This is a genomic window from Dyella sp. ASV21, from assembly GCF_016428975.1.
Taxonomy (GTDB): Bacteria; Pseudomonadota; Gammaproteobacteria; order Xanthomonadales; family Rhodanobacteraceae; genus Dyella.
Map to the genome: position 1 here is coordinate 1 of NZ_JAELTT010000047.1, position 23488 is coordinate 23488.

General features: G+C 65.1%; 21 protein-coding genes. 14 read left to right on the forward strand and 7 right to left on the reverse strand.

The features are described 5' to 3' along the window. Together JHD67_RS14890 and JHD67_RS14895 are read left to right on the forward strand one after the other, a co-directional pair. Positions 1–390 (forward strand): PhzF family phenazine biosynthesis protein (locus JHD67_RS14890; protein ID WP_199100015.1); only part of this gene is annotated, 390 nt, incomplete at its 5' end. 343 nt (positions 391–733) lie between these two features. Beyond that, complete coding sequence (locus JHD67_RS14895) at positions 734–1504, forward strand: hypothetical protein (RefSeq protein WP_199100016.1); 771 nt, start codon at positions 734–736, stop codon at positions 1502–1504. A 20-nt stretch (positions 1505–1524) separates the two neighbouring features. Here the strand turns inward: JHD67_RS14895 and JHD67_RS14900 are convergent, their stop codons facing one another. Next, positions 1525–2373, reverse strand: coding sequence for an endonuclease/exonuclease/phosphatase family protein (locus JHD67_RS14900; protein ID WP_343214379.1), 849 nt, complete (start codon positions 2371–2373; stop codon positions 1525–1527). 124 nt (positions 2374–2497) lie between these two features. Between JHD67_RS14900 and JHD67_RS14905 the strand changes: the two genes are divergently transcribed. From JHD67_RS14905 to JHD67_RS14915, 3 genes are all read left to right on the forward strand, one after another. Continuing rightward, positions 2498–2944, forward strand: a complete 447-nt coding sequence (locus tag JHD67_RS14905; protein WP_343214380.1) for a GFA family protein — start codon at positions 2498–2500, stop codon at positions 2942–2944. 167 nt (positions 2945–3111) lie between these two features. Next, positions 3112–4785, forward strand: a complete 1674-nt coding sequence (locus JHD67_RS14910; RefSeq protein WP_233171921.1) for a methyl-accepting chemotaxis protein — start codon at positions 3112–3114, stop codon at positions 4783–4785. Between the two features lie 87 nt (positions 4786–4872). Next, the gene (locus JHD67_RS14915) at positions 4873–5121 is read left to right on the forward strand and encodes a hypothetical protein (RefSeq protein WP_233171922.1); all 249 of its coding nucleotides are present in this window, start codon (positions 4873–4875) and stop codon (positions 5119–5121) included. A gap of 73 nt (positions 5122–5194) precedes the next feature. On the opposite strand, the gene JHD67_RS14920 is transcribed toward JHD67_RS14915, so the two are convergent. From JHD67_RS14920 to JHD67_RS14935, 4 genes are all read right to left on the reverse strand, one after another. After that, a complete protein-coding gene (locus JHD67_RS14920) occupies positions 5195–5971 on the reverse strand; it encodes a hypothetical protein (protein WP_199100017.1) in 777 nt (258 codons plus the stop codon). 362 nt (positions 5972–6333) lie between these two features. Continuing rightward, entirely contained in the window at positions 6334–7533 is a 1200-nt protein-coding gene (locus JHD67_RS14925) for a CHASE2 domain-containing protein (RefSeq protein WP_199100018.1), read from the reverse strand. Between the two features lie 24 nt (positions 7534–7557). Next, complete coding sequence (locus JHD67_RS14930) at positions 7558–9234, reverse strand: FecR domain-containing protein (protein WP_199100019.1); 1677 nt, start codon at positions 9232–9234, stop codon at positions 7558–7560. 142 nt (positions 9235–9376) lie between these two features. Further along, entirely contained in the window at positions 9377–12091 is a 2715-nt protein-coding gene (locus JHD67_RS14935) for an ATP-binding protein (protein WP_199100020.1), read from the reverse strand. A gap of 233 nt (positions 12092–12324) precedes the next feature. Between JHD67_RS14935 and JHD67_RS22925 the strand changes: the two genes are divergently transcribed. The 4 genes from JHD67_RS22925 (at position 12325) to JHD67_RS14955 (ending at position 15427) form a co-directional block, all read left to right on the forward strand. Further along, positions 12325–12954 (forward strand): response regulator transcription factor, encoded by a 630-nt coding sequence (locus JHD67_RS22925; protein WP_199100021.1) that lies wholly within the window; start codon positions 12325–12327, stop codon positions 12952–12954. 421 nt (positions 12955–13375) lie between these two features. Next, positions 13376–13636, forward strand: coding sequence for a GlsB/YeaQ/YmgE family stress response membrane protein (locus tag JHD67_RS14945; protein ID WP_199100022.1), 261 nt, complete (start codon positions 13376–13378; stop codon positions 13634–13636). A 24-nt stretch (positions 13637–13660) separates the two neighbouring features. Further along, positions 13661–14104 (forward strand): SRPBCC family protein, encoded by a 444-nt coding sequence (locus JHD67_RS14950; protein WP_199100023.1) that lies wholly within the window; start codon positions 13661–13663, stop codon positions 14102–14104. A gap of 213 nt (positions 14105–14317) precedes the next feature. Continuing rightward, complete coding sequence (locus JHD67_RS14955; RefSeq protein WP_199100024.1) at positions 14318–15427, forward strand: GGDEF domain-containing protein; 1110 nt, start codon at positions 14318–14320, stop codon at positions 15425–15427. A 52-nt stretch (positions 15428–15479) separates the two neighbouring features. On the opposite strand, the gene rho is transcribed toward JHD67_RS14955, so the two are convergent. Both rho and trxA read right to left on the reverse strand, forming a co-directional pair. After that, positions 15480–17255 carry a transcription termination factor Rho gene (gene rho, locus JHD67_RS14960; protein ID WP_199100025.1) on the reverse strand — a complete coding sequence of 592 codons (1776 nt, stop codon included), beginning with the start codon at positions 17253–17255 and terminating at the stop codon, positions 15480–15482. Between the two features lie 151 nt (positions 17256–17406). Beyond that, positions 17407–17733, reverse strand: coding sequence for a thioredoxin TrxA (trxA, locus tag JHD67_RS14965; RefSeq protein ID WP_199100026.1), 327 nt, complete (start codon positions 17731–17733; stop codon positions 17407–17409). Positions 17734–18190: 457 nt separating this feature from the next. Here trxA and JHD67_RS14970 point away from each other — a divergent pair, with 457 nt between their 5' ends. The 5 genes from JHD67_RS14970 (at position 18191) to ung (ending at position 23394) form a co-directional block, all read left to right on the forward strand. Then, positions 18191–19912: a DEAD/DEAH box helicase gene (locus tag JHD67_RS14970; protein ID WP_199100027.1), complete on the forward strand. Its 1722-nt coding sequence runs from the start codon at positions 18191–18193 to the stop codon at positions 19910–19912. 134 nt (positions 19913–20046) lie between these two features. Then, on the forward strand, positions 20047–20724 hold the full coding sequence (gene ftsE, locus JHD67_RS14975) for a cell division ATP-binding protein FtsE (RefSeq protein ID WP_199100028.1): 678 nt from the start codon (positions 20047–20049) through the stop codon (positions 20722–20724). 35 nt (positions 20725–20759) lie between these two features. After that, on the forward strand, positions 20760–21713 hold the full coding sequence (ftsX, locus tag JHD67_RS14980; protein ID WP_233171928.1) for a permease-like cell division protein FtsX: 954 nt from the start codon (positions 20760–20762) through the stop codon (positions 21711–21713). 140 nt (positions 21714–21853) lie between these two features. Continuing rightward, positions 21854–22696 carry a response regulator gene (locus JHD67_RS14985; RefSeq protein ID WP_199100029.1) on the forward strand — a complete coding sequence of 281 codons (843 nt, stop codon included), beginning with the start codon at positions 21854–21856 and terminating at the stop codon, positions 22694–22696. Then, a complete protein-coding gene (gene ung / locus JHD67_RS14990) occupies positions 22693–23394 on the forward strand; it encodes a uracil-DNA glycosylase (RefSeq protein WP_199100030.1) in 702 nt (233 codons plus the stop codon). The genes JHD67_RS14985 and ung overlap by 4 nt, the downstream gene beginning before the upstream one ends. Positions 23395–23488 lie beyond the last annotated feature (94 nt).

Below are 23488 nucleotides of genomic sequence, written 5' to 3' on the forward strand. Positions count from 1 at the left end.
CTTGGTGTGGAGCCGCTGGAATTTCTCGGCAACGAGTTCAATTACCTGGCCGTGCTGGACAGTGCGCGGACGGTACGCCGGTTGCAGCCGAACCTGGCGGCCATCGCGCTGTGGAACAGTCCGGGCCTGATCGTGACGGCGCCGGGCGATCAAGGCTATGACATGGTCAGTCGCTACTTTGCTCCAGCCAAGGGCATTCCCGAGGACCCGGTGACGGGAGGCGCGCATTGCATGCTGGCGCCGTACTGGGCGAGCAAGCTCGGTAAGCAGGCGTTGCTTGCCTATCAAGCCTCCTCGCGCGGCGGCGAGCTGCGTTGTCGTCTACGCGGTGAGCGCGTGGAGCTGGAAGGGGCTTGTGTGTTCTACCTGGAAGGCACGATTACGCTGTGAGGCGCAGGCCGCTCGTCGGCCCAGGCGATATGGCGCGGTGCCCGCCCGCCGCCCGCCGCCCGCCGCGTCGCGCATACGCCGGCGTGTGCTCCGGCTTGCGTCAGACCTAACGAAAATAAGCACTTGCAAGCGGTGGGTGGCGTGGATACTCTGCGCATCCCGTCAACCCAGCCACAAGGAGGAAATGAACCATGATTGTTGTAGAAACCTCCGCCGGGTCGTCGCGTCTCTGATCGTTTCGCCAGCTGGTTCGCTGGCGCACTGACATCTCCCGCTTCGCACCCTGGCGCTTCGTTCGGCCCCGATTCGCGTGGCCGCGCTTTCCAAGATTCCAGGGTTTCCCATGTCTGACAGGACGTTTTCGCTGCACCAGCTCGGCTGGCGGCCGGAGTTTGCGGCTTCTCTCACGCTGACCGATTTCGAGGCGGGTTACCCGGCGCGTGTCATGGCCGAGCACGCCGGTTTGCTGACTATGTATTCCTCGCGCGGTTGCCATGCGCTCGCCTGGCCAGAAGGCGATGCCGTGCCTGGCGATTGGTTGTTGTTGGATCGTTCCCGTGACCACGTGATGGCAAGGCTGCCAAGGCAGTCGCTGTATCACGACCCGTCGCATGACCTTCAGAACGGCGTTGCGGCGATCGCCAACCTGCGAACCCTATGCCTGGTGACAAGCTGCGCTGCCGACGTGAACAATGAGGCATTGGCGCGATGCATCGGCAGTGCAAAGCAGGCTCATGTCACGCCGGTGCTGGTGCTGGTAAGAGAGACAGCGCGGGTGGATGCATCCGTGACGATGGTGGTGGCGCGGCGTCGTTACCCGGGTGTGTCCGTGGTGAACCTGGCGATCGGAGATGTGGGGTCGCGCGCCGCGCTGGCTCCCTGGATAGAGGACGGCGGTGCTTTATTCGTGGCCGCGCCATCGCACGATGACGTCTCGATCCGTGGCGCACGCTGGCTCGAAACGCTATGCATGAACCGCCCCGATAACCCTCTGCGTGTCACCCCCAGCGCGGCCTGGGTGATTGCCGATGAAGGCAGCGCGGGTGTCGGCGACGCTGGCGCGGCCAGGGCGACACGATGGTCCCATCGCGAGATGGCCCTGACCTATTCCTGATCGGATGCTTGCCTGCTGTGTCAGCGCGGATTGAACGTGAGATCCGCGCGCACTGGGAAGTGATCGGATGGGTAGCGGCCATCCCGCTGCGTCGTGACGGTGATGAAGTCAGTCGGCGTGAAGCCGCGCTCCAGAATGAAATCGATGCGCTGGTCCGGCGTGCCGGTGAAGTTGTGGAACGTCTTCTCCGGGCCTTCCACCGTGGGCGCCACGGTGCGCGTATCCACCAATTGCTGGGTCAGTAGCGCATAGGTGGGGCTGCTGGTGTCGGTGTTCAGATCGCCGGTGAGCACAAAAGGCACCTGTTTGGGCAGCTGCGCGAGGCGACTAAGTATTTCCTTGGCACCCTTGACGCGTGCGGGTTCATCCTCGCTGCGATAGGGCATATGCGTGTTGTAGTAATAGAACGTGCGGCCGGTGGCTTTCACCTCGAACCGTGCCCACGTCACCATGCGCGGCAGCGGATGGCCCCAACTGATGCTGCCCGGTTGGTCTGGCGTGTCGGATAGCCAGAAGTTGCCCGATTCCTTCAGCACCAATACGTCCTTGCGGTAGAACACGCCCATGTGCTCGTCGCTGTGGCCGCCGCGACGGTCGATGCCAAACCACGTGTATTCAGGCAGCTTGGCCACGATGTAGTCGCCCTGTTCCTGGTGCAGCTCCTGCGTGCCCATGAGGTCGGGATGCTGTTCGCGGATGGTGCGCACCATCAAGTCGCGGCGTGCCTCCCAACGATTGGGGCCGTCAGCGGCGACGGGAACGCGTACGTTGAAGCTCATGACGCGCAGCGATTGCGCGGCGAGTGGCGAACTGACGGTGGCGGACAGTACCAGCAGGACGGCGGACAACCACGAAAAAAGGTGGCGCACAGTGGGGCTCCGTTGGTTGGGTGAGGCCCGACCGTAACACGTTGCGCCGATCCGCCTACCAGGGAATGCGCTAAGGTGCGCGGCTCGCTTACCATCCCATGCGGTGGATTTCGCTGGAGATCGTGTGAGCGCCGTGTTGACCATCCGTGACATCTCCACCGACGGAACCCATTTCATGCCGCAGCATGTTGCCACCTGCAGTTGCCGTCAGCTGATGCTGCGCGCCACCGACGATCCATTGCGCATCTCCATTTGCCATTGCCATGCCTGCCAGCGTCGTACCGGCAGCGTGTTCGGCGTGCAGGCGCGTTTTCGCGAAGAGAGCATCGTCATTCGCGGCAACGCCACGGCATACGTGCGTGAAGGTGATTCCGGCGGCAAGGCCACATTCCATTTCTGCCCGGTGTGCGGAGCCTCCGTGTACTACCGGCTGGACCAGGCGCCAGGCGTGATCGGCGTGCCGATAGGCGCGTTTGTGCGTCAGGATTTTCCGCCGCCGTCCATCTCCGTGTTCGAGGAATGCATGCACCCCTGGGTGCGTCTTCCCGATACCGTCGAGCACGTTTTCTGAGCCTCTGTCGCCGTTCGGCCCGGCGCGAAATATCAACCTCGATGCGACAGCCAGGGCGTGCGAACGGTGCGCCAGATCACGCAAACGCAAAATGTTGCTGGTCAAGGAAGCCCTGCGAAAGCCGATACCACCTTGGGGGGTGATCCACCCTTCCTTGGGGAGTCACAATGCGCTTTACCGTTCGCTTGAAAATTGTCGCCGCCATGGCCGTTGCCCTGGCCATTGCGGTGGTCGTGGGTCTGGTCGGTCTGTTCGGGGTGCGCAGCACTTATCGAATGGTCGACGATATGTATCGCACCAATGTACTGGCCATCGTCGCGGTGAGTGACGCGCGTTCGGCCATCGTGGATCAACGGTTGGGGCTCAACCGTTCGTTGATCGATCCCACCCAGCGTGGCGTGGCGGCACGGATCGCCGACGACGAAAAGCACATGGCGTCAGCGTGGAGCCGGTACTACCCGAGTATGGTGTCCTCGGATGCCGAACGTGTCGCCGCCCGGAAATTCGACGCCCTGCGTGGCGAGTTGGGCCCGCTGGTGAAGCAGGAGGCTGAGCTGCTCGATGCCGGCAAGATCGATGAAGCACGGCGCATGCATACGACCGTTGTCGCCGATGGCATGACCAAGGCCACTGCCATCATCGATGAGCTCATCACGGTGAACGAGAAGCAGGCCGCCGATGCGTCGGAGGATGCCGCGCGCAGCTTTGGCACGACCTGGAAGCTGTCCCTCGCCGTGCTGGTGATCGGCGTGCTGGTGTTGCTGGGTGTGGCGATTACGCTGATTCGCGCCATCATTCGTCCGCTGACGCAGGCCCGTGAACTGGCTGGCGCGATCCAGCAGGGTAAGCTCAACAACGCCACGGCCGTCAGCGGCAATGACGAGTTCAGTGACACCTTGCGCTCGCTCGGCGAGATGGACCGCCAGCTGACCAGTATCGTGACCCAGGTGCGCGATGTGGCGGAGCAGGTGACGTCGGCCGCGCGTGACTTGTCGCAGGGTAACGATGACTTGTCGCAGCGTACGCAGGAGCAGGCCAGTTCGCTGGAGGAAACGGCTGCCTCGATGGAAGAGCTGGCAGCCACCGTCAAGCAGAACGCCGAAGGCGCCAACCAGGCGCGCGATATGGCGCTGCGCATGCGCAAGCGCGCCGAGGAGGGACGCGAGATCGCCGGGTCCGCCGTGGGCGCGATGCAGGCGATTACCGCGGCAAGCAAGGAAGTGGGCGAGATTGTCGGCATGATCGATGAGATCGCCTTCCAGACCAACCTGCTCGCACTCAATGCCGCCGTGGAAGCGGCGCGTGCCGGCGAGCAGGGGCGAGGTTTTGCGGTGGTGGCAACCGAAGTGCGAAATCTGGCCCAGCGCAGCAGCGTGGCGGCCAAGAGCATCAAGACCTTGATCCAGGGTACCAGCGAGAAGGTGGCCGAAGGTGCGGAACTGGTGGAGCGCACGGGTGGCGCGCTCAATGACATTGCCGGCGACGTGCGTGAAGTCAGCACCATTATCGAGGTGTTTGCAGCGGCCTCCGAGGAACAGTCCGCGGGTATCGGCCAGGTCAACAATGCCGTGGTGACGCTGGACGAAGTAACGCAGCAGAATGCCGCCCTGGTGGAGGAGGCCAGTGCCGCCAGCCGCAATACGCTGGATCTGTCGCACGTGCTGATGAACCAGGTGGCCTACTTCACCGTACAGGGTGAGGCGGGCGAATCGCGCCCGGTCGCCAAGACGGTGTCCGCGCTGATCGAACGGTCGGCCCGGCAGGATCAGGGCGGACCGGCGCCTCGTCGCCGCCCCGAAGCGGAGCTGGTTACCGATGGGGATGCCTGGACCGAGTTCTAACGTTCAGACCCTGGCCATTCAACCCATGGGACGCTCATGCGTTCCATGGGTGACGTCCATAAGGACGCGGTTTCAGCGAGAGGATGCATGCGGGCGAAAGAATTTGATCGGTGGGCGAAGATCCGACAGCAGGGCATGTGGCGCTTTGTACTGCGCAGCGGGCTGTTGTTCTACGGCGTGCCGATGTTCCTCATCATGACCTTCCTGATTCCGCATCCGCGGCTGTCCCACGCGCAGTCGGCCGCGTTGTGGCTGCTGGCGGGCCTGGGCTATGGCATGGCCATGTGGGTGGTGCAGGAGCGTCGCTTTCGCAAGGTCAAGGCACCTGTGCACTAGCCGCCATGTGCGCGTGATGCCAACGACAAAGGCCGCCCTTGGGGCGGCCTTTGTCGTTGAGGCGCCCGTGGACTTACTTGCCGTTGGCTTTGTAAGTGAGTTCGGCGTTGTAGCTATCGATATGCGAGCTTTGGCTCGTGAGGGCATCGTTGAGCGATTTGCGCATCGCTTGCGCATCGGCTTTGCCGTAGACGCTTTCCACCATGGACCACAGCGGCGTGTCTGGGTCTTTGCCCAGGTCTGCCCAGGATTTGGCAGGGATCACCACGATGAAGTCGGGGGCCTCTTCACCCGCATTCAGTAGCTCGTGGACGATGTAATGGTTGGTCCATTTGGACTTCTCGGCGGCCGCCGCGATCTTCTTCAGTACATCGACAAACGTGTCGTGGGGCTCATGACCGGCCTTGAGCTTGAAGTAGATCACTTCGATCAGCGGCCAGTTGCCCGCCACGGCGCCGGGCATATAGCTGAGCTCGGGATGCTGTTCAAGGAAAGCGCTGGTTTCGCTTTTCAGGTGCGGATTGACGTTGCTGCGCAAGGATGGGTCGCAGGCTTTGCCGGCCGCCTGCATGGCGTCGAAGGCCGACCAGGGCAGCGGATCGCTGGTATAGGAGTAAGCGTAGGTATCGCCGGTTTCATGCGTCCAAGCGGTCCACGTGTATTTGAAGCCGTGCTGGCTCAGGCATTGATTGAAGGTTTTGATGCCGGCCTCGTAGGCCTCCTGGTCGGCAGGCGCCACGCTATCGGTGTAATCGCGGATCACCGTGGTCTTGGTGGTGTCGGCGGCGGAGGCGGCGAGGGCGCAGCCCAGCGCCATGGCTGCGGACAGCCAGAGCATGGTGTGCTTCATGGGAATCTCCTGTGCAGGATGTTCTGCGGAGTGATGGGTACGGTTGCGCTTCACCACGTGGAGTGACGCATCCGCCGCTTCATGGCGGCTGCGTGTGGCAAGCGACCGGCATGCGCAGGGGAGATTCCGCCAAACGCCGCCGACCATCGGTGGCAAGTCTGGGAGCAAGCATTGATGGGCGCATGACGTGTTCCGTTCCGGTCGTCGAGTAGCCGCCGATGCGACGTACCCATGGCCTGAGCCATGCGAGGGTCCATCTGAGCGGGTTGTCCGGGCGGTCCAGCGAATGTGGAGGGTATGCGCAGCGCTTGGAATAGACCAAAGGGGCTAGGGACGCCCGGATCAACGCCGCCCGGGCTGCCTCAGCGCGGCTGGGCTTCGTCTAGCCACCAGGTTTTCGCGAGAGGTGGCGCGCGGGCGGCGCGACGACGTTCGAACTGGGCGAGGGTGGCCTGAGCGGCCACGCCCAGTGCCGCCACCACAAGGCAGGCGCCCGGTGGCCACCACAGGTAGCCGAGGCGCAACAGCAGCAGGCTGCCCAGCGGAATGGCCAACAGCGTCACCGTTGCCAACCGCCAGCGTCGCTGGAACCACGGCCAGCCGAGCAAGGCTAGCGGCGCGGCGAGCAGCAATCCGCCAATGAGCAGTTGCGCGGGCAGGTTGAGTGGCGTGATCAGCCGATGGTTGCGCAGCGATTCGAGGATATTGGCCTGGTATTCCACGCCCGGCATGGGTGCGTTGATGCCGGAGGCGGAAGTGGCCAATTGATCGCCCAGGCCCGCGGCGGTCGCGCCCACCAGCACCCAGCGCCCCTTGAGCAAGGCATCGGGCACGCGTCCTTCCAGCACGTCGATATAGGACACCTGATTGAAGGCGCCGGCGGCGCTGGCGAAACGCAGCAGTACGTAGTTATCGCGCACCCACTGATAGGGCGAATAGCTTTCGCCATGGGGCCTGCGCAATCCGGGCAAGGCGATGGCTTGGCCCGCTTGATCCTGCGCGAACAGGGCAAGCGCCAGTGCGGGCCATTGTGCTTGCCCCAAACCCGCGTTCAGGTAGACGCCACGGGCGATGCCGTCCGGATCCTTGGAGGCATCCACGTGGCCCAGGGCGGAGGCTTCGCGGGCGATGTCGCTGGTGGGCAGCACTTCTTCCAGCACGCCGCCCAGCTCGGCGGCCTCGGCGAACACCGGCATCACCACGTGACCATTGCGGCGAATGGCCTCGGCGTAAGCGCGATCGTTCTCCGGATGGCTCACGTCAGGCTCGGCCATGGTCACATCCATGCCGATGCCGCGCACGCCCGCTTCCGTCAGGCGTTGCACCAGCCGGGCATGCACCGAGCGCGCCCAGGGCCAGTTGCCCAACTGGGCGAGACTCTGCGGATCGATGGCGACGATCACCACCTGATCGCCGGTGGCATACGACCAGGAGCGCATGTGCGCGTCGTACAGCGAGCGGTCCAGCGGTTCGGCGATGCCACTGGCGAGCAGCAGCACCAGGGCGGCAAAGCCCATCACCCATGCGAGCATGCGTTGGAGCAAGGGCAGGGCCACGGTCATCGCGTCAGCCGGCGTGCCGCGTCATTACAGCACCAGCCACAGCAGCACCACGCCGCCACCGGCCGCAGCCCAGCGACAGGCCGTGCATGGCACGCGGGTGCGTTGCACGGCACTCCAGGGGCCGGCGTAGCCGTCGGTCTCGATGGTCTGCACGCGTGCGTACCAGCGTCCGGAAGCGAGCTTGCGCAGGCTCAGCTCGGGTTTGTCCAGCGTTTCGTCGACGCCGACCTCGCTGAAGTCCGGTTTGCGTGCCAACTGGATGTGATAGCGCTGGCCCGGCGTTCCAGCCGGCCAACTCAGCACGAAATCGCCGTGCTGGTGCTGCGGCTCTCCCGGGGCGGGCGCGGGCGGTTCGGGTACCAGGTCGAAGGGCAGCGCGCTGGTGTACGGGCCTAGCTTGCCGTCCTTGTCACGGCTGGCGATGCGCCAGAAATAGTGGCCATAAGGCAGCGTTTCCGGAGCGCGTGTCTTGTTGCCGGTGAGTTGTGGCTGGCTGGCCAGCGGATGGCTGAAGCCCTCATCGCCGGCAAGTTCCCAAGCGTAGCTCACCGCCTCTTCGCTCTCGGTCCAGCGGAAGCTCGGGCGGGTGTCGCGTGCCTTGGCGCCGGGTTGCGGCTCCAGGATCAGTGGCGGTTGCGGGTGCGCGGCCACGGTGAACACGCAGGTGGCGTCCAGGCCTTCCAGGCGATCACCGTCGATGCCGCGCACGCGGAAGGCGTGCGGACCATCGGGCATGGCTGGCAGGTTGGCTTGTGGTGTATCGACCACCTGGTCGAGCACCAGCGCCTCGAAACGTTCGCTCGGCGCCACCTGGATGCGATAGTGCGCGGTCTGCTCCAGCGGCTTCCACTGGATGCTCGCCGGCAACTGGCCGAGTGGCTGGCGCGGACAATCCAGCACGGGCGCCGGCAACAGGCTGGCCGGCTGGCCAGGCGTGGCGTTGGCGGCGGTGGCGACCCCCTTGCCGCCGTCGACCATCACGTGTCGCTTGGCGTTGCCTACATCGACATGGCCGCCCACCACCTCGGTGCGCGCGGTGCCGTCGTTTTCGTCGGCGACCACGCGAAAGTGCGTGCCGCGCACGCTGGAGATGGTGTTGGGCGTGGACACGGTGAAGCGCGCGGCGCTGCCGTTAAGGGGCACCACATCGCTGCTCACGCGGCCGCGCTTGAGCCGCATGCGGGTGTCCACCATGCCGGTGCGGCCATAGGCGCTCAGGCGATCGAGCACGAGTTCGCTATCGCTTTGCATCAGCACGCGCGAGCCATCGGCCAGGTCTAGCGACAGGCTGGTATCGGCCTGCGTGATGAGCGTGCTGCCGTAACCCACCGACATGCCGGTGGTGACCGGCACGGTAGTGCCGGCGGCGTCCTGCGCCTGGGCGTGGCCGATCACCGCGATCACCCGGGCGGGGGCGGGGGCCTGACGCAGCCAGCCCACCGGGAAGCGCATGGTGGACCCGGGTGGCAGGTGCAATGGGTCGCCGACCTGGTTGTAGTCCTGCAGCTTCTGCCAAGGCACATCGGGCTTGAGGTAGCGCCCAGCCAGGTCCCACAGGTTGTCGCCTGGACGTACCCGGTAGTTCCAGTCGGCCGGTGCAGCAGGCGCGGATGGGGCAAAGGCGGCGGTTAGTGTCGCGAACAGCAGGGCAGCCAGCGCCAGATGGCGCGAAGTGCCCGACCCGAAGGTCCGGTATGACATGAAAACCTCGACATTCCTGTACCCCTTTACCGCGGTCACTCCATCCGTCGTCGGCGGCGGTGTCCCTTTCCCGTACCGACGCAGTGATCCACGGCTGCCCCATTGTCGTGGACGCCTCGAAGAATGCCAACTAGATCACAGGTTAGGGGTGGCGCAGGCTCGTAAGAAGTTGCTCTACGCGGTCGGCGAATCCGACCAGCGCGGGCAGCGCCGTGGCGGCCTGGGCAGGCTCGTGCAGGGCTTCGAACAACTGCTGTCCTTCGGCCAGCAGCGGGGTGTCGGCAAAGAGGGGGAGCACACCGAGCAGGCGGTGCATGGTCTGGGTGGCGGCTAGCAGATCCTGCTGGCCGGCGTGGTGGCGCAATTGGCGCAGGTCCCCCTCGCTGACGTCCGCAAACAGGTGGCGTAAATCCTCGCTGTCGTCGTTGGTGACGCCCGCGGGTGCGCGCGCGCCGAGCCAGCGACTGAGCGTTTCGCTGAGTGTCGCCAGCTGCAGTGGCTTGCTGAGTACGTCGTCCATGCCCGCCTGGCGAGCGCGCGTTGTTTCGCTGCTCAAGGCATTGGCGGTCATCGCCAGAATGGGCAGGCGGGTGGGCGCGCCGCTGGCCGCCTCGAAAGCGCGCCAGGCCTGGGCCAACTCGTAGCCGCTCATATGCGGCATGTTGCCGTCCGTGAGCAGCAGCGCGTAGCCGCCGCCGTGCAAGGCTTCCAGGGCATCGCGTCCGTTGTCGACGATGTCGCAATTGAGTCCGAGCAGGGCGAGCTGACGGGCGATGAGTCGCTGGCTGACCGGATGATCTTCGGCGACCAAGACATCGCCGCGCAGTTGCGGCAAGGTGGGTGCAGCGCTCGGCCCCGCTGGCGGCAACGCGTCGGCGTCATCCAGCTCAAGCGCGCGCAAGCAGGCTCGCAGCATGGCGCGCCAACGCAGGGGTTGGGCTTCGAGCAGGGTCGGGCCTTCGCTATCAAGGCTGGCCACCACGGCATCGGTGACCTGCACCACATGCGAATCGATGCCCTCGGCGCTGGCTGCATCATTCGCGTCGATAAACAGCAGGCTGGCGGCCATGCCTGCGCGCAGCGGCTGGCGGGGGTCGATGCGTTCCACCGTCATGCCGGCGGCGCGCAGCTGCGATTCGAGGCTGTTGGCCGTGACCGCTGAGCTCACGCGCACAATGGCATGGCGGCCGCGCAATGCGGCAGGTGTCGATGTAGCGCGCTCGATCACCGGCAGCGGCAATTCGACGGTGACGGTGGTGCCGACTCCCAGTTCGCTATTCAACGCAATGCGGCCGTCCATCAGTTCCACCAACTGGCTGCAGATGGCCAGGCCCAGCCCGGTGCCGCCGTAGCGTTGACTGGTCCAGCTTTCGGCCTGAGCGAAGGGTTGGAACAGGGTGGCTTGCTTATCCGCGGCGATGCCGATGCCCGTGTCGGTAACGCTGAGCGCAAGCTGCTGCTGCGAGCCGCTGTCGCCGGTCACCCCCACGCGCACGGTGATGCTGCCGCGCTCGGTGAACTTGATGGCGTTGTTGGTGAGGTTGAGCAAGATCTGGCGCAGCCGCATGCTGTCGCCACGTAATTGGCCGGCCACTTCCGTCGCCACCGTAAAGCGCAGGGCAAGCCCCTTGTGGCGCGCGATGGGTCCCATGGCGCCTGCCACCTGGTCGAGCCAGCTGCGCACGTCGAACGGCGTGGGATCGAGGCGAAGATCCCCCGCTTCGAGCTTGGAGAAATCCAGGATGTCGTTGAGGATCTGCAACAGCGCGCTGGCGGAATCCTCCACCGAACGCAGTAGTTCGCGTTGCTCCGCGTCGATGGGCGTGCGGCCCAGCAGTTCCAGCATGCCGATCACGCCGTTCATGGGCGTGCGGATCTCATGGCTCATGCTGGCGAGGAAATCGGCCTTGGCCTTGGAGGCGCGCTCCGCCACGTCGCGCGCGATGCGCAACGCTTCGTTGCGGAGGTTCTGCTCGGTGGTATCGATGAAGTAGCCGAGCAAGCGCCCACCGCCGGCATCGTCTGGCAGCGAAGCCACGGTGGCGTGAATCCAGCGCTGTCCATGCGCGCCGAAGGTGCGGAAATCGAGCGTGCGCACGGGCGCCGCGTCGAAGGCGATGTCCAGCACGCGCATGAAAGCCGGCAGATCATCCGGATGCACGCGATCGCGCAAACTGTCCAGCCGCAGCAGGCCTTGGGCGTCGCGCAGTTCCGTGGCATCCAGGTGGAACAGTGCCACCGTGTCGCCGGTAACGAAGCGTAGCTGGCGTGCGCCGTCCGCATGGACCTGTAGCACCAGCGCGACGATGGGCATGCAGCGAGCGATATCCGCCAATTGCTGTTCGGTCTGCCGCGCATCTTGCTCGGCATCGCGGAACTCGCTGATGTCGAGCAGGGCGGTAGCGTAGCCGCGTGCCTGGCCGCCCTCGCGCAGGGCATGCACCCACAGATACGCTGCGTGGCTGCCGCCATCCGATGCGGGAATCTGCACTTCCTGGCGATAGTTCGCACCTTGCAACACCGCTGCCTTGGCGTCCGCAAAGGCGTCGCCGCGCAAGGCATCCGTCGCGCTCTGTTCGCTGCCGGCAAGCTCGATGCTGCGCCGGTTGCGTGTCATGACACGGCCATCAAGCGTACGTAGTGTCACTGGCAGCGGCAGTGCATCCAGTGTTTCCTGGTGCAGCATCGCCTGCGTCTGCGCGTGTTCCTGCAGTCGGCGGCTTTCGCGCAGCTGTGACCGCAGCAACCACGCCAACACAAACGCAGCGATGGCGGTGAGCATCAGCAGTGCCGCCAGGGCAAGCGTTACCGGCGACAGCGCCACCGCTTCGTTGTCGAACCAAGGCAGCGTCGCCAATGCCAGCGCACGACGGGCCGCTCGTGGGGGCCGCCGCAAGAACGGTCGCGTTAAGGTGTCAATGCGCATCATGCGAGCCCGCTGGGCGGAGCTGAGGTCCGGTTGGTCGTGGATTCCGGCGTTCATGCTACCTTTGGGCTGGCGCGGTCACAAACACCAGCGATAAGTCAAGCCGGCGAATAAGCTTTTAACGATAGGGCCTGCGCATTGATCGGCTGTAGGTAGGGGGTAGTGTGCGGATCGTAATTTCCGATGATCATCCGGTTGTCCTGATCGGACTGAAGACTTCGTTGCGGGAGTATGGACACGATTTGTCCGTGGTCGGCGAGGCCCGCAATGGGCCGGAGTTGCTGGATCTGCTTGCCCGCACGCCCTGCGATCTGCTTATCACCGATTTTTCGATGCCCGCCGATGTGGAAGGTTTCGATGGGCTGAGCTTGCTTCAGCTTGTGCGCGATCGCTACCCGGAACTGCCCATCCTGGTGCTCACCATGCTGCGCAACCCGGCCCTGGTGCAGAACATGATCAGCGTGGGTGTGCGCGCCGTGGTCGACAAGATGGCGATGGCCAAGGAGCTGTTGCTGGCTATCGACATGATTCGCGCCGGTCGCAGTTATCTCAGCGAGCGCATGCGCAGGCAGATCGAAGGCATGTATCCCAACGGTAACGAGCCGGTAGTGTCGCGGCGCGAGGTCGAGGTGATTCGCCTGCTGGCGCAAGGGTTGACCGTGTCGGAGATCGCTCGTCGGCTGGAGCGAAGCGTCAAGACCATCAGCCAGCAAAAGCGCGATGCCATGCGCAAGCTCAACCTCGAAAGCGACAAGCAACTCTACGACTACGCCCGCATGATCGGCCTGCTGTGAGTCGCCAGTCGCCTTAGTCGTATTAGATCGTGACGTCAGTAGGAATATTCTGATTCCACCGTCTCCGCATAACCCGTCAAATGCACTCCAAGGCCGTGTGGGGGAACGGCGCAGCGATCACGCTGTGCATTTTCCCGTCCACATCGCGGTTTCCCGCATGACAAGGATGGCATGTGTCGGCGAGCACGCTGGCGACAAACCGTTGTAACCCCTGATCGGTTTGTCGGGATCCATGTCGACCTCCTGAATAGCCATCCGCCGGCATGCCGGCAGCATGCAGCAGGCGGATGGCAATAAGCGCCGTAAGGCGTGGCCCGCCGCATCGCTGCGCGGGTGTACTTGGCTTGGATGTGACAGAGGGCGCGTCGGCGATGTGTGGATCGCCGCCGTTATCGACAAGTGCGGAGGGAGGCAACAAATCATGGCGGAACACAGCCTGCTGGTATGGCTGGTGATTGGCGCGCTGGCCGGTTGGTTGGCGGGTGTGCTGGTGCGGGGCGGTGGCTATGGTTTGGTCGTGGATATACTGATCGGTGTGCTGGGCGCCAGCCTGGGCGGCTGGTTGTCGCACCAGCTGGGTCTGGGTATGGGCGGCGGCTTTATGGCGTCGTTGTTGCTGGCGACGCTGGGCGCCGTGGTGCTGCTGGTGACCCTGCGCGCCTTTCAGCACCTGATGCGCTGAGCGGGCATGGGTGGATGGCGGTCGATGGCGCTGCGTTGTAGCCAGAGTGGATTTGTGCCTCGACCACCGGCGCAGGTGTTCGCCCGGATCGAAGACTTTTCCAGTGCGCATCAGTGGATGGATCGCTGTATCCGTGTGCAGAAATACGAGCGCGGCGAGAACGCCGTCGGTGACGGCTTGCGCTGCTTCTACCAAGGTTGGCTGCGCCATCGCGTGCTGCTTGGCTGCATTGTGGCGCGCGAGCCCGATGTGCGGCTGACCTGCGAGTATGCAGGTCGCCATGCGCGCATCGGCATCGACTTTACCCTGCGTCATCATGGCGCGGGCACCTATCTTACGCACACGCTGCAAGTGGTTCCTCGCGGTTGGCTGGGGCGGCTTGCGGCGCCGCTGGTGCGACGTGCGCTGGCGCGGCAGTCATCGGCCACGCTCGCATCGTTGCGGCGCTGCCTGCTTATGCCGAGCTAAGACGTCGCTGTCGCAGCCATCGAGTCGGATTTTTCCGATTCTTCTGCCGTGCGGTTCCGAGCACCATGCATGGAGGCGGCTGGCGAGGTTTCGCGGCATCTGGCATGCCATGCCTCGCCCGCCCGGATGTCCCCGCGGTGAGCCGTTTCGCCGCCATCCGTTCGCCGATCCCGCTGTCGCTTGCACGTAGGCGCCGGGTTTGAGGACGTGGTCATGAAGCGAAGTTTACGCAAGCTGTGGCGTCGCCTGTCGCGGGCGCGCACCGTGGTGGCCATGCCGCATGCACGCCGCCACGCGCTGGCGCGGCCGTTGATGCATGAGCATCCGGAGATCGCCGCACCGTTAGCCATCCGCCCACGTCCGGCCGCATTCGAGAATGCCGCAGGGTTGGGGGTCGACCTGAGCCTGTTCATTGGTCCGCTGGCCACTGCCTTGCAGCAGCTGCTGGATGCGATTCCGGCAGCGCTGGGTGTGTTCGATCGAGATGGCGTCTATCTGGCCGCGAATACGGCCTATGCGGCCATTCATGGGTTGACGCCGCAGGCGCTGGTCGGCGGCAATGTGTCGGATTACCTGCCGGAGTCCGAAGCCCAGCTGAGCGACGATCTCGCCCGCTTCGACGGCGGCATCGACAGTATCGAGCGCGAGGTGCAATGCCACGGGCGTTGTTACCTGGTGGCTCTGCAGCCTGTTCATGACTCGCGGGGAAGCGTGCAGGGCGTGGCCTCGGTGTTGGTGGACATCACCGCGCGCAAGCGCGAAGAGGATGCGCTGGAGCGTGCGCGTCGCCATTGGCAGTTCCATGCCAGCCACGATCACCTTACCGGCCTGCCCAATCGCCGTCGCATCGACGAGGTGCTGCTGGCGGAGGTGGGCCGTTGCGCGCGCGCTGGCGTGCCCTTGTCGGTGCTGATGATCGACGTGGACTATTTCAAGAAGTACAACGACGGCGTCGGCCATCAGCAGGGCGATGAATGCCTGCGTCGCGTTGCCTTGCAATTGCAGTCACGCATGCGCCGCCACGGCGATCTCGTGGGGCGTTACGGCGGCGAGGAATTCATTGCGATCCTGCCGGGCACCGACGCCGAAGGGGCGGTGCTGGTGGCGCAGGGCGTGCTTGATGACATGCGTGAGTTGGCTATCGAGCACCCGGCCAGCCCGTACTGCCGTGTGACCCTGAGCATCGGCGTGGCGACGCTGGGCGAGCGTGAGGGGCCGTCATCGCGCCGCTGCGATGTGTTGCTGGGCCACGCCGATCGCGCGCTGTATGCCGCCAAGGCCGGCGGTCGCAACACGCTGCGCACGCATCCACCGCTACCCTGAAACGACCAGGGCCGCCCGAAGGCGGCCCTGGCGAGATCCGAGTGTGGCGCGATCAGCGCTTCATCGAATTGAAGAACTCGTCGTTGGACTTGGTGTTCTTCATCTTGTCGAGCATGAACTCCATCGCGGCCAGCTCGTCCATGGGATGCAGCAGCTTGCGCAGGATCCAGATCTTGGAGAGCAGGTCCGGATCGATCAGCAGGTCCTCGCGGCGGGTGCCGGAGCGGTTGATGTCGATGGCCGGGTACACGCGCTTCTCGGAGATGCGGCGGCTCAGGTGCACTTCCATGTTGCCGGTGCCCTTGAACTCTTCGTAGATCACCTCGTCCATCTTGCTGCCGGTGTCGGTCAGCGCGGTGGCGATGATGGTGAGGCTGCCGCCTTCTTCCACGTTACGGGCCGCACCGAAGAAGCGCTTGGGACGCTGCAACGCGTTGGCATCCACACCACCGGTCAGCACCTTGCCGGAACTCGGCACCACGGTGTTGTAGGCGCGGGCCAGGCGGGTGATGGAGTCGAGCAGGATCACCACGTCCTTCTTGTGCTCAACCAGGCGCTTGGCGCGCTCGATCACCATTTCGGCGACCTGCACGTGGCGCACGGCCGGCTCGTCGAAGGTGGAGGAGATCACTTCGGCACGCACGGTGCGGGCGATTTCCGTCACTTCTTCCGGACGCTCGTCGATCAACAGCATGATCAGGTGGACGTCGGGGTGGTTGTACTGGATGGCCTGGGCGACGTTCTGCAGCATCATCGTCTTACCGGACTTCGGCTGGGACACGATGAGGCCACGCTGGCCGCGACCCACCGGTGCCACCAGGTCCAGAATGCGACCGGTGATGTCTTCGGTGGAGCCGTTGCCGCGCTCGAGCTTGAACGCCTTGCGCGGGAACAGCGGCGTCAGGTTCTCGAACAGCATCTTGTTCTTCGACGCCTCCGGCGGATCGCCGTTGATGTCGTCGACCTTGAGCATCGCGAAATAGCGCTCGCCTTCCTTCGGATGACGCACGCGGCCGGTGATGTAGTCGCCGGTGCGCAGGTTGAAGCGGCGGATCTGGCTGGGTGAGACGTAGATGTCGTCCGGACCGGCCAGGTAGGACTCGTCGGCCGAGCGCAGGAAGCCGAAGCCGTCCTGCAGGATTTCCAGCACACCCTCGGCCCAGATGCCGCCGCCGGAGCGGGCATGCGCCTTGAGGATGGAGAAGATCACGTCCTGCTTGCGGGCGCGGGCGACGCCTTCCTGGATGCCCAGCGATTCGGCGAATTCCAGCAACTGGATCGCGTTCTTGCGCTTGAGCTCGGTCAGGTTGATCAGGCGATCGTTGCTGCCGGCATCGGCGAACTCGTCGTCCACCGGCAGGCCGTTGTTGTTGCGCGGATGGTTGCCACCGCCGCCACCCGGGCCGCGCTGTTGCTGCTGCGGGTTGCGCTCGTGACGGCGACGACGGCCGCGACCATCACGGTCGTTGCGATCATTGCGGTTGTTGAAGCCCTGGTTGCCACCCTGCTGAGGCTGGCCGCCTTCGCGGGCCTCCTGCGGGGGGCGCTGGCCACCGTCGCCCTGGGGGGCGGAGTCGGCGGCTGGCGCCGGAGCTGGCGCGGGAGCGGGTGCTGGCGCCGCGGCCTCGGCCGGCGGTGCGGCACGTTCAGCGCGCTCGATCGGTGGCAGCGGAGGCATATTCAGCTGAGCCTGCTTTTCGGCCTTGCCTTCAGCGGCGGCCGCCGCGGCGGCAGCGGACCGGCGCGGAGCGCGGGTACGGGGCTCGGCCACAGGCTTGGCGTCGGCGCTCTTGGCGTCGTTGGTTTCTTTGCTTTCGATATCGGACACGGGCAAACCTCTGCGGGGCGCCGTTAGATGACAGGAGGGAGGGTGTGCTGCGCGAATGGCGCGGGGGACAGGACTGTCCCGACGGACCCGGGAAATCTAGCACCGGCTCCGCGGCGCCGTAAAGCGCCACGGACGGAAAAGTGGATGAAACTTAGATGGCCTTGTCGATCATCTGGGCCAACTGACCCTTGCTGACCGCGCCGATCTGGGTGGCTTCGACCTTGCCGTTCTTGAACACCATCAGGGTCGGGATGCCGCGTACGCCATAGGTCCGGGGCGTCTTCTGGTTGTGGTCAATGTTGATCTTGGCAATGCGCAGCTTGCCCTCGTACTGCTTGGCCAGCTCGTCGAGGATCGGTGCGATGGCCTTGCACGGGCCACACCACTCGGCCCAGAAGTCCAGCAGCACCGGGGTATCGGAATTGAGCACTTCCTGTTCGAAGGCGTCATCGCTCACGTGGGTAATCAGTTCGCTCACCGGGGTCTCCGAAGGTAGGCGGGAAGAGGGTTTCACGACCACGCGCCCAGCATCGGCTACACTGGGGCGCCCATGAAGCGCGGGGTCGTTCCGTAGAAGAAGGCTGATGCCGTTGCGGCAGGCCTCCATTCCAGCGTAACTCGGGGCACGATTCAAGCGATTCAAGGGCGGCCGCAGGCGGTTCCGTTGACATAGGTGAAAGGTTTTCCTTTGAGGATCATGGCGTTAGTCGCCAGAGTCCTTTGACCTATGCCAGCGGAGCTGCCGTAAATGCCGCTCCCTCCCGGCGCCAGCCAGGGACACGTGATGCCGGCACGCGCAATGCCTGATGAGATTGCGCCTGCCCCCACGTCCCGGTCCTGTGCCGATCATCCACCTGCTCCCGCACGCGTCTCAGCGCCGGGGAGCCGGGTAGCCCGCGTAGTGGCCACCCGCCCGACGACCTAATCCCACCCAAATGTCCCAAACCGTACTTACCGATACTTTCTTCACCAACTTTGATCTTCATCCGCTGCTGCAAAAGGGTCTCGACGAGGCCGGCTTCACCCGCTGCACGCCGATCCAGGCGCTGACCTTGCCGGTCGCGCTCGTGGGCCGCGACGTGGCGGGCCAGGCCCAGACCGGCACCGGCAAGACCTGCGCCTTCCTGGTCGCGATGATGAACCGCCTGCTCACCACGCCCGCCGTGGCCGAGCGCAAAGACAGCGACCCGCGCGCCCTGGTGATTGCACCCACCCGCGAGCTGGCCATCCAGATCGAGAAGGACGCCAAGGCGATCGGCCGCTACACCGGTCTGCGCACCGCGCTGATCTACGGCGGCGTCGACTATGACAAGCAGCGCCAGCAGCTCAAGGATGGCTGCGACATCATCATCGCCACGCCGGGCCGCCTGCTCGATTATTACAAGCAGCACGTGTTCGGCTTCGATGGCGTCGAAGTCATGGTGATCGACGAAGCGGACCGCATGTTCGACCTCGGCTTCATCAAGGACGTGCGCTTCATCTTCCGCCGCCTGCCGGCGCGCGAGCAGCGCCAGGTGCTGCTGTTCTCCGCCACGCTGAGTCATCGCGTGCTGGAACTGGCCTACGAGCACATGCACAACGCCGAGAAGCTGGAAGTGGAGACGGAAAACGTCACCGCCGACCGCGTGCGCCAGGTGGTGTACTTCCCGGCCAAGGAAGAAAAAATGCCGTTGCTGCTCAACCTGCTTGAGCGCACCAGCCCCACCCGCAGCATCATCTTCGTCAACACCAAGGCTGCCGCCGAGAAGATCACCGATCGCCTCAAGCGTCAGGGCTATCGTGTGGGCGCGCTGTCGGGCGACGTGCCGCAGCTCAAGCGTCAGAAGCTGCTGCAGCGGTTCCAGGAAGGTCAGCTCGACATCCTGGTCTGCACCGACGTGGCCGCGCGTGGCCTGCACATTCCGGCCGTGAGCCACGTGTTCAACTACGATTTGCCGCAGGACGCGGAAGACTACGTGCACCGCATCGGCCGCACCGCGCGCCTGGGCGCCGAGGGCGACGCGATCAGCTTTGCCTGCGACCTCTACGCGATGAGCCTGCCGGACATCGAGAGCTACATCAGCCAGCGTATTCCGGTAGCCACCATCGAGCCGGACATGCTGGTGATGCCGCAGCCGCGCGAGCAGGACGCCCAGTTCATGGCCGAAGCCGCCGCCGACAGCGCCGCCTTTGGTGACAAGGTGGAGAACCGCGAGAAGAAAGAAGGCGGCTCCTCGCGCAGTGGTTCGCGCAGCCGTAGCGGCGAGCGCACGCGTGGCGACAAGCCGCGTGAACCGCGCAAGCCGCGTGCTGAAGCCGTGGCCGCGGCTGAAACCGTGGTGGTGGAAACGCCGGCCGTGGTCGACGCCGAGGCCGCGCAGGGTGAGGCAGGCGACGCCGCTACGCGCAAGCGTCGCCGCCGTCGTGGTGGCCGCAACCGTCGTCGCGATGGCGAAGCGCCCGCCGCCGGCAGCGCACCGAACGCAGCCGCCGAGGGCGGTCGCGGTTCGCGCGGCGAGCGTCGTCAGCCGCACGAGCGTGGTGCGGCCGAGCCGGCTCATGCGCGTCCGTCGCGCCACGTGGCGATCACCTCGGGCAAGGCGGGTGCCGAGCCGGTGGCGCCCAAGCAGAAAGACGGTTTCTTCCGTCGCTTGAGCCGGTTCTTCACCGGTCGCTGAGCACATCGCCGCACGGCGTTGCAATGGCGTAAGGCTGTCGTGGGCTGAATCCCGGCAGCCTTATCAGAAATAAGCCCCTGACCTTCAAGCGTGCATCCCTTATCCTTGTCGGTATCTGGGATCGGGGATACGCGGTGATCCGCTTCGACCAAGTCAGTAAGCGCTATGAAGGCGGCCACGAGGCCTTGTCGCAGCTCTCTTTTGAAGTGGGGGCTGGCGAGATGGCGTTCGTCACCGGTCACTCCGGGGCCGGTAAAAGCACCCTGCTCAAACTCCTCGGGCTGATCGAGCGCCCCTCGCACGGCGTTATCACGCTGGACGGGCAGAACCTCGCCAAGGTGGGGCGCGCGGGCATTCCCAAGCTGCGCCGCCGGTTGGGCATGGTGTTCCAGGATCATCGCCTGTTGATGGACCGCACCGTGTTCGCCAATGTCGAACTGCCGCTGATGATCGGCGGCATGGCGCCCGTTGAGCGTGCCAGGCGCGTGCGCGCGGCGCTGGAAAAGGTGGGCTTGCTGGCCTATGAGCGCCAGTTGCCGGCCACGTTGTCCGCCGGTGAGCAGCAGCGCGTGGGTATCGCCCGGGCCATTGTCGCCAAGCCGATGCTGCTGATTGCCGATGAACCTACCGGCAATCTCGATCCCTCGCTGGCGGTGGAGATCATGGACCTGTTCGCCGAATTTCAGGCGATCGGCACCACCGTGTTGATCGCCAGCCACGATCTGCCGCTGATCAAGCGCATGAGAAAGCGCGTGGTGGTGCTCGATCACGGGCGCCTGGTTGCCGATGTGGCCGCACAGGAGGTGCTGTGAATACGCAGCCGGAGATTCCGCTCAACGAGAGCCCGTTGTTGTCCGAGCCGCATTCGCGCGGCGGTCGCCATCGCCCGCGCCCGGTGGCGAGCTGGCGCGAGCATCATGGCTGGAGTGCGGCCGCGAGCCTGCGCCGGTTGATGTCGCGCCCGGTCGGCACCTTGCTGACCGTGGCGGTGATGGCCATTGCGCTGGCGTTGCCGCTCACCTTCTATCTGTTGCTGGGCAACGTGCAGAAGATGGGCGAGGCGATGGGCCAGAACCAGACCATCAGCGTGTTCCTGCAGCCCGGACAGAGCGCCGCGTCGGCCCATCTCATGGCCAAGCAGCTGCGCGAGCGCCCGGAGGTGTCGGCCGTGGCGGTGAAAACCCCCGAGCAGGGCATGGACGAGCTGGCCAAGATGCAGGGCTTCTCCGGTGCGCTGCACACGCTGGACAGCAATCCGTTGCCCTATGTGCTGGAGGTACAGCCCAAGGCGGATGCCAGCGCCGACAGCGTGGATCGCCTGGTGAGCGACATGCATGGTCTTTCCGGCGTGGATCAGGTGCAGGATGCCGGCACCTGGCGTCAGCGCCTGGAGGCCTTGCTGGGCGTGGGCCAACGCGCGGTGCTTATTCTGGCCGCGCTGCTCGCCTTGGCGGTGCTGCTGGTGGTGGGCAATACGGTACGCGTGGACATTGCCAGCCGCAGCGAGGAGATCGGTGTGCTGATGCTGGTGGGCGCAAGCCGGGCATTCGTGCGCCGTCCTTATCTTTACGCCGGTATCTGGTATGGCCTGTTCAGCGGCGTGCTTGCCGCGGGCTTTGCCGTGCTGGTGGAGCTGGCACTGGCCGATCCGGTGGCGCGCCTGGGGCAGGTCTACGCCGGCAAGCTGCACATCGATGTGCTGCCGTTGTGGTTGCTCGGTGCGGTGCCCGTAGCAGCGGCCGTGCTTGGCTGGCTGGGCGCGCGCCTGGTCAGCGCCTGGCAGCTGCGCAAGGCGGCCTGAACCGTGCACCGGCGCACGCCTGCCCACGCGTGGTCGTGCGAGGGTGGGCGCGGTAAGCCGGCGTTGGGCTTCAAGGCGCAGGGAGGGTGCGCCGATACGAGCGCCGTCAGGGATGGCCGGCCTAGACGTGGATACAGGGGATGAGCGGAAGCTTCAGTAGTCGTGTGATCGGAACCGCGCCGCGTGTATTAGTGGTGGACGGTTCCAAAGTGGTGCGCCAGTTGATCGCGCGCGTGCTGAAGGCCGAGTTGCCTGAGGCCGAGGTGGTCGGCGCTGGCAGCGGTGCCCAGGCGCGTGAGCTGCTGGACGGCGGCGCCTTCGATTTCATTACCATCGCCCTGCGCCTGCCCGACGTGGACGGCCTTGAGCTGGCGCGTCACGTGCGCGAATCGGCGGCCCAGGCCTATGTGCCCATCGTGGTGGTGTCCGGCGACGTGGATGATCGCCTGCACAACCGCACGCTGGGCGAGCACGTTACCGATTACTTCGACAAGTCGCTGGGATTCCAGGCGCTGGCCGAGTTCATTCGCGGCTACGTGCGGCCGCAGGATTCGGCCGAAGGCGAAGTGCTCTATGTCGAGGACAGCCGGGTGGTTGCCCTGGCCACGCGGCGCATCCTGGAAAAGCACGGCCTCACCGTGCGCCACGTGATCAGCGCCGAGGACGCTCTGGCCCTGCTGGAAACGGCCAAGGAGCAGGGGCGGGTGGGGGCAGATATCGTGCTTACCGACGTTAGCCTGAAGGGCGAACTCACGGGCGGCGATCTGCTCGAGCGCATCCGCCGCGACTACGGCTACGGCAAGGGCCGACTGCCGGTGCTGGTGATGACGGGCGACGAGAACCCCGCCAACCAGGCCGCCCTGCTGCGCGCGGGCGCCAACGACCTGGTGGAAAAGCCCATTGAGGAAAAGTTATTGATGACCAAGCTGTTGTTCCAGTTGCGCGTGTCGCAGCACCTGCGTGAACACGGTGAAGCGGCATGACCGATGATCGCGTAAAGCTGGAGCCCTCCTGGAAGGAGCGCATCGGCGACTACCTGGCCCGCCCGGACATGCGCGCGCTGTCGGAATTTCTGCGTGAGGAGAAGCAGGCCGGCAAGGTGCTCTACCCCCAAGGCCCGGAAATCTTCGCCGCCTTCGACCACACCCCGTTCGAGGCGGTGCGCGTGGTCATGCTTGGTCAGGACCCGTATCACGGCCCGAACCAGGCGCACGGGTTGTGTTTCTCGGTAAGGCCCGGTGTGCCGGCTCCGCCATCGCTGCAGAACATCTTCAAGGAGATCAAGCGCGACCTGGGTTTCCCGGTGCCCGATCACGGCTGCCTCACCCCCTGGGCCGACCGCGGCGTGCTCCTGCTCAACGCCGTGCTCACCGTCCAGCAAGGCATGGCCGCCTCGCACCAGGGCAAGGGCTGGGAGGGTTTCACCGATGCAGCCATCGACGCCCTGAACCGGGAGCGGGAAGGGCTGGTGTTCATGCTCTGGGGCTCCTACGCCCAGCGCAAAGGCCAGCTGATCGATAGCGGCCGGCATTGCGTTTTGCGCTCGGTACACCCATCTCCTTTATCGGCACACCGCGGTTTTATCGGCTGCGGGCACTTCTCGGCGGCCAACCAGTACCTGGAAAGCCGCGGGCTGGCGCCCATCGATTGGTCGTTGCCGCCGCGGGCCGAGCTGGGCTGAACAGGCCTTTCACAGGACCTGAACCGCGGCCGGACCATAGTGCAACCTCCCCTGGGAAGCCCGCTGGACGGGCGGCCTAAATTCCTGTACTATT

Excerpts from the sequence above, each read along its gene's own strand:
- JHD67_RS14955 (WP_199100024.1), top strand. The coding sequence starts at position 14,318 with ATGAAGCGAAGTTTACGCAAGCTGTGGCGTCGCCTGTCGCGGGCGCGC.
- ung (WP_199100030.1), top strand. The coding sequence starts at position 22,693 with ATGACCGATGATCGCGTAAAGCTGGAGCCCTCCTGGAAGGAGCGCATC.
- JHD67_RS14950 (WP_199100023.1), top strand. The coding sequence starts at position 13,661 with ATGGCGCTGCGTTGTAGCCAGAGTGGATTTGTGCCTCGACCACCGGCG.
- JHD67_RS14970 (WP_199100027.1), top strand. The coding sequence starts at position 18,191 with ATGTCCCAAACCGTACTTACCGATACTTTCTTCACCAACTTTGATCTT.
- JHD67_RS14920 (WP_199100017.1), bottom strand. The coding sequence starts at position 5,971 with ATGAAGCACACCATGCTCTGGCTGTCCGCAGCCATGGCGCTGGGCTGC.
- JHD67_RS14895 (WP_199100016.1), top strand. The coding sequence starts at position 734 with ATGTCTGACAGGACGTTTTCGCTGCACCAGCTCGGCTGGCGGCCGGAG.
- JHD67_RS14945 (WP_199100022.1), top strand. The coding sequence starts at position 13,376 with ATGGCGGAACACAGCCTGCTGGTATGGCTGGTGATTGGCGCGCTGGCC.
- JHD67_RS14915 (WP_233171922.1), top strand. The coding sequence starts at position 4,873 with ATGCGGGCGAAAGAATTTGATCGGTGGGCGAAGATCCGACAGCAGGGC.
- JHD67_RS14910 (WP_233171921.1), top strand. The coding sequence starts at position 3,112 with ATGCGCTTTACCGTTCGCTTGAAAATTGTCGCCGCCATGGCCGTTGCC.
- JHD67_RS14925 (WP_199100018.1), bottom strand. The coding sequence starts at position 7,533 with ATGACCGTGGCCCTGCCCTTGCTCCAACGCATGCTCGCATGGGTGATG.
- JHD67_RS14985 (WP_199100029.1), top strand. The coding sequence starts at position 21,854 with ATGAGCGGAAGCTTCAGTAGTCGTGTGATCGGAACCGCGCCGCGTGTA.
- JHD67_RS14930 (WP_199100019.1), bottom strand. The coding sequence starts at position 9,234 with ATGTCATACCGGACCTTCGGGTCGGGCACTTCGCGCCATCTGGCGCTG.